Source organism: Acinetobacter sp. CIP 102136, assembly GCF_000369685.1.
Lineage (GTDB): Bacteria > Pseudomonadota > Gammaproteobacteria > Pseudomonadales > Moraxellaceae > Acinetobacter > Acinetobacter fasciculus.
On record NZ_KB850141.1, the window covers coordinates 215,801 to 228,318 of the forward strand.

The 12,518-nt window shown below is 44.9% G+C and carries 6 protein-coding genes; 5 read left to right on the forward strand and 1 reads right to left on the reverse strand.

Going from position 1 to position 12,518, the window contains the following annotated elements; genetic code table 11:
- The first annotated feature begins 224 nt into the window (after window positions 1-224).
- From rpoB to F893_RS03950, 3 genes are all read left to right on the forward strand, one after another.
- The gene (gene rpoB, locus F893_RS03940; protein WP_005102827.1) at window positions 225-4,313 is read left to right on the forward strand and encodes a DNA-directed RNA polymerase subunit beta; all 4,089 of its coding nucleotides are present in this window, start codon (window positions 225-227) and stop codon (window positions 4,311-4,313) included.
- 163 nt (window positions 4,314-4,476) lie between these two features.
- On the forward strand, window positions 4,477-8,667 hold the full coding sequence (gene rpoC, locus F893_RS03945) for a DNA-directed RNA polymerase subunit beta' (protein WP_004278609.1): 4,191 nt from the start codon (window positions 4,477-4,479) through the stop codon (window positions 8,665-8,667).
- A 201-nt stretch (window positions 8,668-8,868) separates the two neighbouring features.
- The gene (locus tag F893_RS03950) at window positions 8,869-9,234 is read left to right on the forward strand and encodes a glycine zipper domain-containing protein (RefSeq protein ID WP_005102830.1); all 366 of its coding nucleotides are present in this window, start codon (window positions 8,869-8,871) and stop codon (window positions 9,232-9,234) included.
- A 57-nt stretch (window positions 9,235-9,291) separates the two neighbouring features.
- Here F893_RS03950 and F893_RS03955 read toward each other — a convergent pair whose 3' ends face one another.
- A complete protein-coding gene (locus F893_RS03955) occupies window positions 9,292-9,786 on the reverse strand; it encodes a DUF4442 domain-containing protein (protein WP_211100803.1) in 495 nt (164 codons plus the stop codon).
- Window positions 9,787-9,903: 117 nt separating this feature from the next.
- Between F893_RS03955 and F893_RS03960 the strand changes: the two genes are divergently transcribed.
- A complete protein-coding gene (locus tag F893_RS03960; protein WP_005250467.1) occupies window positions 9,904-10,785 on the forward strand; it encodes an alpha/beta fold hydrolase in 882 nt (293 codons plus the stop codon).
- Between the two features lie 100 nt (window positions 10,786-10,885).
- On the forward strand, window positions 10,886-12,250 hold the full coding sequence (locus tag F893_RS03965) for a Na+/H+ antiporter family protein (RefSeq protein WP_004278603.1): 1,365 nt from the start codon (window positions 10,886-10,888) through the stop codon (window positions 12,248-12,250).
- Window positions 12,251-12,518: the final 268 nt, after the last annotated feature.

Genomic DNA, 12,518 nt, shown 5'->3' on the forward strand with positions numbered 1-12,518 from the left:
TAATCGGCTCGATTTTTGTTTGCATGATATAAAAATCATACAAATTGAAAATAAACATAATGAACAAACGTTTACCAATATTTTTCATTAAAAAATATTGATAAGCGTTTTAATACCACTAAAAATTGCAGCATTTGTAAAGAGTGGTGGCCATATCGGCCAGCGTAATTCCTTCTGAGCCCGTTCTGCAGGCGGGCTTGGTTTACACTTTCCGAGGACTCCAGATGGCATACTCATATACCGAAAAGAAACGGATCCGTAAGAATTTTGGTAAATTGCCTAGCGTCATGGATGCTCCGTACTTGCTCGCGATTCAAGTCGACTCGTACAGAACATTCTTACAAGATGGCAAATCACCAAAAAACCGCGAAGATATCGGTCTCCAAGCCGCATTTCGTTCAGTTTTTCCTATTGAAAGTTATTCTGGCAATGCTGCTTTAGAATTTGTTGAGTATAGTCTTGGTAAGCCTGAGTTTGATGTACGCGAATGTATTCTTCGTGGCTCAACTTATGCAGCACCAATGCGTGTAAAAATTCGTTTGATCCTGAAAGATCGTGAAACGAAGTCAATTAAAGACGTACGTGAACAAGAAGTCTATATGGGCGAAATGCCATTAATGACGGATAACGGTACCTTTGTGATTAACGGTACCGAGCGTGTGATCGTGTCACAATTACACCGTTCACCAGGCGTATTCTTTGACCACGATAAAGGCAAGACTCACTCAAGTGGTAAAGTCCTTTATTCAGCGCGTATCATTCCTTACCGTGGTTCATGGTTAGACTTTGAATTCGATGCCAAAGACCTCGTCTATGTACGTATTGACCGTCGTCGTAAATTGCTTGCGACTGTGGTGCTTCGTGCCTTGGGTTATAGCAACGAAAACATTCTCGACATGTTCTACGAGAAAGTACCTGTGTATCTTGACATGGGTAGCTACCAGATTGACCTGGTGCCTGAACGTCTGCGTGGCGAAATGGCACAATTTGACATCCTGGACAAGGATGGCAAGGCAATTGTTGAGCAAGGTAAACGTATCAATGCGCGTCATGTACGTCAAATGGAAGCTTCAGGTCTTGAAAAACTTGCAGTGCCTGATGAGTACCTGTATGAGCGTATCACTGCTGAAGACATCCCATTAAAAGATGGTGATGTGATTGCAGCCAATACTGTATTAAGCCATGAAATCATGGTGAAAATTGCAGAAGGCGGCGTGAAGCAGTTCAATATTCTGTTCACCAATGATATCGACCGCGGTTCATTCGTTGCAGATTCTCTACGTGCAGATACGACGAGCAATCGTGAAGAAGCATTGGTAGAAATCTACAAAGTGATGCGTCCGGGCGAACCACCAACAAAAGAAGCTGCTGAAAACTTATTCAACAACTTGTTCTTCTCTTCTGAACGCTATGACTTGTCTCCAGTCGGTCGTATGAAGTTCAACCGTCGTTTGGGTCGTCCTTACGAAGTCGGTACAGACCAGAAGTCACGTGAAGTTGAAGGCATTCTCTCGAACGAAGATATCACTGATGTATTAAAAACATTAGTTGAAATCCGTAACGGTAAAGGTGAAGTCGACGATATCGATCACTTGGGTAACCGTCGTGTTCGTTCTGTTGGTGAAATGACAGAAAACCAATTCCGTGTAGGTCTTGTACGTGTTGAACGTGCTGTTAAAGAACGTTTAAGCCAAGCTGAAACTGACAACCTGTCTCCGCAAGATTTGATCAATGCGAAGCCAGTAGCTGCTGCAATCAAAGAATTCTTTGGTTCAAGCCAGTTGTCTCAGTTTATGGACCAAAACAACCCGTTATCTGAGATTACGCACAAACGTCGTGTTTCTGCGCTTGGTCCCGGCGGTTTGACGCGTGAACGTGCAGGCTTTGAAGTACGTGACGTACATCAAACTCACTACGGTCGTGTATGTCCAATTGAAACACCGGAAGGTCCAAACATTGGTTTGATCAACTCGCTTTCTGTTTATGCGAAATGTAATAACTTCGGTTTCCTGGAAACCCCATACCGTAAGGTTGTTGATGGTCGTGTAACAGATGAAGTTGAATACCTGTCTGCGATTGAAGAAGTAGGCACTGTCATTGCACAGGCCGATTCTGCAATGGATAAAGACGGTAACTTAACAGAAGAGTTTGTATCTGTTCGTCATCAAGGTGACTTCGTACGTATTCCTCCTGAAAAAGTAACGCATATGGATGTATCTGCTCAGCAGGTCGTATCTGTAGCAGCGTCACTGATTCCATTCCTAGAACACGATGATGCCAACCGTGCATTAATGGGTTCGAACATGCAACGTCAGGCAGTTCCGACGTTGATCGCTGACAAGCCGCTTGTTGGTACCGGTATGGAAGCGAACGTAGCACATGACTCAGGTGTATGTGTGATCGCTCAGCGTGGTGGTCGTATCGAGTTTGTTGATGCGTCTCGTGTGGTTATTCGTGTGAATGAAGACGAAATGATCGCAGGTGAAGCAGGTGTAGATATCTACAACCTGATCAAATACACCCGTTCGAACCAGAACACTTGTATCAACCAGAAAGTTCTTGTGAACCTGGGCGATAAAGTAGGTCGTGGTGATGTACTGGCTGATGGTCCATCAACAGATGGCGGTGAGCTGGCATTGGGTCAAAACATGCGCGTTGCGTTTATGACCTGGAATGGTTACAACTACGAAGACTCGATCTTACTTTCTGAACGTGTACTTCAAGAAGACCGTTTAACGTCTATTCATATCCAGGAATTGTCATGTGTTGCACGTGATACCAAACTGGGTGCGGAAGAAATCACTGCTGATATTCCGAACGTAGGTGAAGCTGCTCTGTCTAAACTGGACGAGTCAGGTATCGTTTACATCGGTGCTGAAGTAACTGCTGGCGATATCCTTGTTGGTAAAGTAACCCCTAAAGGTGAAACACAGCTTACTCCGGAAGAAAAATTGCTACGTGCAATCTTCGGTGAAAAAGCGGCTGACGTAAAAGACTCATCTTTACGTGTTCCATCAGGTACTAAAGGTACTGTGATTGACGTTCAAGTGTTTACACGTGACGGTCTTGAAAAAGACGAACGTGCTCAAGCAATTGAAAAAGCGCAATTGGATGCATACCGTAAAGACTTGAAAGAAGAATTCAAAATCTTCGAAGAAGCTGCACGTGAACGTGTAATCCGCCTACTGAATGGCCAAGAGTCGAATGGTGGCGGTACAACTAAACGTGGCGACAAACTGTCTGAAGACGTGTTGTCTGGTTTAGAGCTTGTTGATCTTCTTGAAATTCAACCAGTTGACGAAGCAATTGCTGAACGTTTAACTCAAATTCAAGTGTTCTTGAAAGAGAAGAGCTTCGAAATTGATGAGAAATTTGCTGAGAAAAAACGCAAACTTTCTACAGGCGATGAACTGACGACTGGCGTATTGAAAGTAGTTAAAGTTTATCTTGCTGTGAAACGTCGCATCCAGCCTGGTGATAAGATGGCGGGTCGTCACGGTAACAAAGGTGTTGTATCAAACATCTTGCCAGTAGAAGACATGCCACATGATGCCAACGGTGTACCTGTTGATATCGTATTGAACCCGCTGGGCGTACCATCGCGTATGAACGTGGGTCAGATTCTTGAAACTCACTTGGGTATGGCGGCGAAAGGTCTTGGCGATCAAATCGACAAGATGATGAAAGAGCAACGTACTGTACTTGAGCTTCGTGATTTCCTAGACAAGATTTACAACAAAGTTGGTGGCGAGCAAGAAGATCTTGATAGCTTGACTGATGAAGAAATCTTGAAACTTTCTGGCAACTTGCGTGCTGGTGTACCTTTGGCTACTCCTGTATTCGATGGTGCTGAAGAAGGTCAGATCAAAGAGTTGTTACAACTTGCAGGCCTGTCTAGTACTGGTCAGACCGTATTATATGATGGTCGTACTGGTGAGCGTTTCGACCGTCCGGTAACTGTTGGTTACATGTACATGCTGAAACTGAACCACTTGGTGGATGACAAGATGCATGCGCGTTCAACTGGTTCTTACTCTCTAGTTACGCAACAGCCGCTTGGTGGTAAAGCACAATTCGGTGGTCAGCGTTTCGGTGAGATGGAAGTCTGGGCACTAGAAGCTTACGGTGCAGCATATACGCTACAAGAAATGCTGACTGTGAAATCGGATGACGTTGAAGGCCGTACCCGTATCTACAAGAACATTGTAGATGGCAACCATTATATGGACCCGGGCATGCCTGAATCGTTCAACGTATTGACCAAAGAGATCCGTTCTTTAGGTATCAACATTGAACTGAAAAATGGTGACTAAGAATCTCCATTAAATCTCCCCAAACCCCTCTTTGATAAAGAGGGGCTTCCCCCCTTAACAAAGGGGGATTGAGGGGGATTCTTGGGATTCCCAATTCAGTTAAAAAACAATATTTGTGACCCAGTTGTTGAGTGAAAATCTCCACAACACACGGAGAAAAAAATTGAAAGACTTGCTCGATATCATGCGCAAAAAGACGGATTCAGACGGTCATGCTCCAGTAGAGTTTGACCGCATCCGTATTGGTCTTGCGTCACCAGAAATGATTAAGTCATGGTCTCACGGTGAAGTTAAAAAGCCAGAAACCATTAACTATCGTACGTTCAAGCCTGAACGTGATGGTTTGTTCTGTGCCAAAATCTTTGGTCCAGTGAAAGATTACGAATGCTTGTGTGGTAAATACAAGCGTATGAAATACAAAGGCGTCATTTGTGAAAAATGTGGCGTTGAAGTAACAACTGCGAAAGTTCGTCGTGAACGTATGGGTCACATCGAGCTAGCATCTCCAGTTGCACACATCTGGTTCTTGAAATCATTGCCTAGCCGTATCGGTCTATTATTAGACATGACGCTACGTGATATTGAACGTGTATTGTATTTCGAATCTTATGTAGTGACCGATCCGGGTATGACTCCATTTGAGAAATACCAGCTTCTAAACGATGAAGAATACTTCAATGCATTAGAAGAACACGGTGATGAATTCACAGCGAAAATGGGTGCTGAAGCGGTTCAAGACTTGTTGAAAGACATCGATCTTGAAGCTGAAATTGCGCGTCTTCGTGAAGAAATTCCTGTTACAACTTCAGAAACCAAGCTGAAAAAAGCGTCTAAGCGTTTGAAGTTGATGGAAGCATTCAACGATTCGAACAACAAGCCAGAATGGATGGTGTTAACTGTACTTCCAGTTCTTCCACCAGATCTACGTCCGCTTGTACCACTTGAAGGTGGTCGTTTCGCGACTTCTGACCTGAACGATCTTTATCGTCGTGTGATCAACCGTAACAACCGTTTGAAGCGTCTTCTTGACCTTGCAGCGCCAGACATCATCGTACGTAACGAAAAACGTATGTTACAAGAGTCTGTAGATGCATTGCTGGATAACGGTCGTCGTGGTCGTGCAATTACCGGTTCGAACAAGCGTCCGCTTAAATCTTTGGCAGACATGATCAAAGGTAAGCAAGGTCGTTTCCGTCAAAACTTACTTGGTAAGCGTGTTGACTACTCTGGTCGTTCGGTAATTACTGTTGGTCCAAACCTGCGTTTGCATCAATGTGGTCTTCCGAAGAAAATGGCACTTGAACTGTTCAAGCCATTCATTTTCGCGAAACTACAAGCTTCTGGTCAAGCAACTACCATTAAAGCTGCGAAGAAAATGGTTGAGCGTGAAACCCCAGAAGTTTGGGACGTTCTTGCTCACGTGATTCGTCAACATCCAGTAATGTTGAACCGTGCGCCAACACTTCACCGTCTGGGTCTTCAAGCATTTGAACCGATCCTGATCGAAGGTAAAGCGATCCGTCTACACCCACTCGTATGTGCTGCGTTTAACGCCGACTTCGATGGTGACCAAATGGCGGTACACGTACCATTAACACTTGAAGCTCAGCTTGAAGCTCGTGCGTTAATGATGTCGACGAATAACATCTTGTCTCCAGCGAATGGTGAGCCAATCATCGTACCGTCTCAGGACGTTGTCTTGGGCTTGTATTACATCACGCGTGATGCAATCAATGCCAAAGGTGAAGGCATGGTGTTCGCGGATACTCACGAAGTAAACCGTGCACTGGCAACAGGTCAGGTTGATCTACACGCTCGCGTTAAAGCACGTGTACACCAGACTGTCATCGACGAAGACGGTAACCGTGAACAGCAAACCATTATTGTAGATACGACGCCTGGTCGCTGCCTGCTTTGGGAAGTTGTACCTGAAGGGATGGATTTCCAGCAAATTAACGTTGAGATGACCAAGAAAAACATCTCGAAGTTAATTAACTCTTGCTACCGTAAATTGGGTCTGAAAGATACTGTTATCTTCGCTGACCAATTGATGTACTTGGGCTTCCGTCAGGCGACGCGTTCAGGTGTATCTGTCGGTATGGAAGACATGGTTATTCCACCGCAAAAACAAGCAATTATTGGTAAAGCGGAAGCTGAAGTTCGTGAAATCGAACAACAGTTCGAACAAGGTTTCGTAACTGCCGGCGAACGTTATAACAAAGTGGTCGATATTTGGGCACGTACCAATGACCAGGTTGCTAAAGCGATGATGGACAACTTGTCTTTCACTACTGTGAAGAACAAACAGGGTGAAGACGAGAAGCAAAAATCATTCAACTCGATCTACATGATGTCTGACTCGGGTGCCCGTGGTTCGGCAGCTCAGATTCGTCAGTTGGCGGGTATGCGTGGTTTGATGGCGAAGCCGGATGGCTCGATCATTGAAACCCCAATTAAAGCGAACTTCCGTGAAGGTTTGACCGTACTTCAGTACTTCATCTCGACACACGGTGCGCGTAAAGGTTTGGCCGATACAGCACTGAAAACTGCGAACTCGGGTTACTTGACTCGTCGTTTGGTAGACGTTGCGCAGGACTTGGTTATTACCGAGCCAGATTGTGGTACTTATGACGGTCTGGTAATGACTCCGTTCATTCAAGGTGGCGATGTCATCGAAAACCTGGGTGCACGAGTATTGGGTCGTGTGGTTGCTGAAGATGTGAAACGTGTAGGTACAGACGAAGTTCTGCTTCCACGTAATACGTTAATTGACGAGAAACTGGCAACGTTTATCGAAAGCCAAGGTGTCGACGAAATTAAAGTACGTTCAGTCGTGAACTGTGCGTCTACCTTCGGTGTATGTGCGAAATGTTACGGTCGTGACCTAGCACGCGGTCACCAGGTGAACCCGGGTGAGTCTGTTGGTGTAATGGCAGCTCAATCGATTGGTGAGCCAGGTACACAGTTAACGATGCGTACCTTCCACGTCGGTGGTGCTGCGAGCCGAACTTCTGCTGCAAACAGTGTACAAGTTCGTAACCAAGGTACAGTACGTTTCCACAACGTGAAAACAGTACAACATGCCAAAGGTCATTTGGTGTCGACTTCACGTTCAGGTGAAATCGGTATTGCGGATGATTTAGGTCGTGAGCGCGAGCGCTATAAACTGCCTTACGGTGCGTCTATCTTGCTGAAAGATGGCGAAGCTGTAGAAGCAGGCGGTATTGTGGCGACTTGGGATCCGCATACACATCCATTGGTAACAGAAGTTGCTGGTAAAGTACGTTTCAGCCAGATTGCTGATGGCGTGACGGTTACTTCTAAAACTGATGATGCAACAGGTATGTCAACCATCGAAATCTTGCCAGTGACTTCACGTCCTGCGTCAGGTAAAGATTTGCGTCCTGCTGTTGTGTTGGATACCGTTGATGGTGGTGAACAGTTCTACTTCCTGCCACAGAACACGATTCTTTCTGTTCGCGATGGCGAAACGATTGGTGTCGGTGATGTCATCGGTCGTGTACCACAAGAAACTTCACGTACCCGTGATATTACCGGTGGTCTGCCGCGTGTAGCTGACTTGTTCGAAGCACGTAAGCCGAAAGAGCATGCAATCCTTGCAGAAGTGTCGGGTGTTGTAAGCTTTGGTAAAGAGACCAAAGGTAAGAACCGTCTGGTGATTACGCCGGATGATGGCTCTGAGATTTATGAAGAGCTGATTCCGAAATGGCGTACCATTAACGTGTTCGAAGGCGAACATGTGAACCGTGGTGAAACTATTTCTGATGGTCCACAGAACCCGCACGATATCTTACGTTTGAAAGGCGAAGTTGCGCTTACAAACTACATCGTGAACGAAGTTCAGGACGTATACCGTCTGCAAGGTGTAAAAATCAACGACAAGCATATTGAAGTCATCGTACGTCAAATGCTGCGTAAAGTTGATATCACTGATGGCGGCGATACCAGCTTCATCAAAGGCGAACAAGTGGATTACATCCGCGTTGTTCAAGAAAACCAAGCAGTTCTTGCACAAAACAAGTTCCCTGCGAAGTTTGAACGTCAATTGATGGGTATTACCAAAGCATCGCTTTCTACTGACTCGTTCATCTCTGCTGCATCGTTCCAGGAAACCACGCGTGTGTTAACTGAAGCGGCTGTAACAGGTAAAGAAGATGATTTACGCGGTTTGAAAGAGAATGTGGTTGTAGGTCGTCTGATCCCAGCGGGTACAGGTTTGGCTTACCACCTGGAGCGTCGTCGTCAAGAAGCAGAAGCTGCAGAATTTGAACTGCACAATGACTTCTCTGATGTAGACCAAGCTCTAAGTCAGGCATTTAACGAAGAATTCTAATTCGAGTTAAAGCTGAGAAAAGAGACGCCTTCGGGCGTCTTTTTTTGTCTGAAATTTATAAATAAGACATCTTGAACAGAAGAATAATCCATTGATATTTACAAAACTCAGCAGGAATACCGAGAGAAGTAACACGCTACAGATTTTAGTTTCATAAAATGAAGATAAGCTTAATTAAAGCAAGACAGGAAGGCCAAGGTCATGAAAAAATTAATGGGTGTTATGGCAGTTGCCACTCTTTCCACCTTTATGTTGGCGGGTTGTGAAAGTATGTCTGCCAATGAGCAACGGATCGGTGCTGCGGCCCTTGGTGGTGCAGTCGGTGGTGGTGTTGGTAATAAAGTCGGCGGTGGCGTTGGTGCAGCTGTTGGTGGTGGTGCCGGTGCGGCAGCGGGTAGTAAATCCCAAGGCGGTTCAAATCGTAATGCGACCTATAGTGGTGTAGGTGGTGCTGTTGGTTCAGCAGTCGGTAAAAGCATCTTCGGTGGTAACGCGGGTGCTGCAATTGGTGGTGCAATCGGTGGTGGTGCCGGTGCTGCGATTGAACAGGATAACCGTCGTCGTTAAGTCGAAAGTCATTTCAGATTTAGCTAGATTTAAAAGCGCCAATGTGGCGCTTTTATCTTATTTAGGAGCGTTAATTTTCCCTTTGCTCTGTTTCCGCCGGATATATACCGTTTTTTCTACTTCGGCAATTCTGAACCCGGCTTCATCATAAATATTCAGCTGATAATGCCGATACACTGGCGCGTTGTCAGTCGCCAGATTGATAATCGTGGCAATTTCTTCAGCAGAAATCCGAATGTCTGCTACCACTGTACCGCGACCCGGTGCCAAAAACTGAATGCTGGCGCCTTTATCCCAGACCAGGTATTTCGGCCCCAAATGATGCATCAGCAATAACATATAAAAGGGATCGACCATTGAATACAGGCTGCCACCAAAATGCACACCGACAATATTCTGGTTCTTACGGGTCAGCGGCATTTTGACCCGAACGTGATAATTATTAAAATCAATCTTATCAATTTCAATGCCTGCACCACGATAAGGGGCATAGCGGTTCAGAATAAATTTTGAAACCAGAGGCAGTTTTTGAATTTTCTGGAATAGGCTCATACTGACATTCTTTTTGCGGCTGTGATTATGCATACTAGAGCAACAAAAATGCGCTGGCATTGATCAATCATGCCGATTTATAAACTAAGTGGTCAATAACAAAAACAGGATCAAAAGATGGAAATGCACATGCAATGGGTCGATACCACGGATCAGCAGCGTCTTTGTGTCAAAACTTATGGACAATCCGAACAACCGGCATTGGTGCTGGTTCACGGCTATCCCGATCATCAGGCAGTTTGGGAGCCAGCCATTGCTCATTTGAGTCAGGATTACTTTGTTGTGACTTATGATGTCCGTGGCGCAGGTGAGTCCAGTATTCCCAAAAAAATCTCCGATTACCGCTTGGCCCGTTTAAGTCAGGATCTGGAAGAGGTGGTGAACGAAATATTGCCGAATCGTGCTTTTCATCTGGCCGCGCATGACTGGGGTTCAATTCAGTCCTGGGAATCCGTCACCGGTCCACGCTTTAAAGGACGAATTCTGTCTTATAGCACCTTGTCTGGGCCATGTCTGGATCATGCCGCTTTCTGGATGCGTGAACAGTTCCAGCAAAACAAAGCAAAATTCTTAAAGCAAATGAGTAAGTCTTGGTATATCGCGATGTTTCAGTTGCCTTTAGTGGCGCCATTGGCCTGGAATTTTTTTAATCCGCAGCGTTGGGCCAAGATCGTGCAGCAAATAGAAAGACGGGATGATCTGCCACTCAACCCGCATATTGTCAAAGATGGAAAATATGGTGTGAACCTGTATCGGGCCAATTTTTTGCCACGTTTGACTCAACCACGGCAGCGTTTCGCCATCTGTCCGGTACAGGCGATTGTGCTGAAATATGACCAGTTTGTCGGGCCAGATCTGGTTGATGAAATGTCAAAATGGGTGGATGATTTCTCGAAAGTAGAACTGGCTGCCAATCACTGGGCGATCCTGAGTCAACCGGAGCAAGTGGCTCAATTGATTGATGAGTTTATTCAGCGTAAATCTGCTGACATTCATTGACAGGCCACTCCGCGAAACATGACCCGACCAGAAAAAAGTGGCGGAATTTTTATCCGTATTTTCTGATAAAATAGCCGCTTTCTCTCTATTCCGATTCATTATGTTCGCAATTCTTGCTGCTATTGGAGTCATGTTCGGACTCTCGTTGGCACGTGTACCTGTGGTTTTTGCCCTGGTCATTGGTGCTGTTACAGGTGGTTTATTGGCAGGTCTAGGCCTGCAGGGAACCTTGGACGCGTTTAACAATGGCTTGGGTGGTGGTGCTAAAATTGCCTTGGCTTATGGTATTTTAGGTGCATTTGCTTTGGCTCTGGCACGTTCGGGTTTACCGGATTTGCTAGCCTATAAAATGATCAGTACCTTAAAAGGTGAGGCCGATTTTAAAGCGCAAAACCGGGTGAAATATCTGATCTTTTTCACAGTCGCCATTGCTGCCGTGTTCTCGCAGAACGTTATTCCCGTGCATATTGCCTTTATTCCGGTACTGATTCCGCCACTATTGGCTGTATTTAACCACTTAAAGCTCGACCGTCGTTTGATTGCCTGTTTGCTGACCTTTGGTCTGGTAGGCACCTATATGCTGATTCCGGTCGGTTTTGGTGCCATCTTCCTGAATGACATTCTGGGTCATAACATCAATACCTTTGGTAAACCATACGGATTTGAAATTAGCTATGACCAGATTCCATCTGCGATGGCAATTCCAGTATTCGGGATGTTTGTAGGCTTATTGGTGGCGATCTTTATTAGCTATCGCAAACCACGTCAATATCAAGATATTCATGTCCAGGAACAGCAAAGTATTTCTGCTGAATTGGGTGTGGCTGAGCAGGTTAAACCGCAGATTGCCAAATTTACCATCTGGATGGCAGGTCTTGCAGTTATTGCCACATTGGCGGTACAGCTTTATTCAGATTCGATGATTCTGGCCGGTCTGGTCGGTGTCGCGATCCTGAGTTGTGCCGGCATTTTCAAATGGAAAGAAGCCGATGATGTGATCATTACTGGTATGCGCATGATGGCGCTGGTTGGCTTTATCATGATTGCAGCACAAGGCTTTGCCGCGGTGATTGAAGCGACTAATCAGGTACCAACCTTGGTTGAAGCATCAGTGAACTGGATTGGTGATAGTCAGGCACTGGCCGCATTTCTGATGCTGTTGATTGGTTTGCTAATTACCCTAGGCATTGGTTCGTCTTTCTCAACCATTCCCATTCTAGCGATTATTTATGTACCGCTGTGTATCCAGTTCGGTTTTAGCCCTGCGGCGACCATTGCGATTATCGGAACTGCAGCAGCTTTGGGTGATGCCGGTTCTCCAGCTTCGGATTCAACTTTAGGCCCAACTTCTGGTCTGAATATGGATGGTCAGCATGATCATATGAAGGATAGTGTGATTCCAACCTTCATTCACTTTAATATTCCGTTAATGATTTTTGGCTGGATTGCAGCCATGGTTCTGTAAGTCAATTTCAATCTGCTCTGATATCTATTGGAGCAGATTCATCTGGATTTAAAATAAATAATAAGATGTATTTAAAATATATGTTTAAATAAAAATTAATATAAACCTGATTATTTTACTCTGAATAAAGCCATATTTATCTGATTAATATACTTGGTATTTAAAACCAACCAATTCAGTAAATTTAAAATAAATAACTTTTTAAATCAATATTTTAAATAATAATTTAAAATTAGTTTTATAATCCTTATTGCATATTATTTTCCCT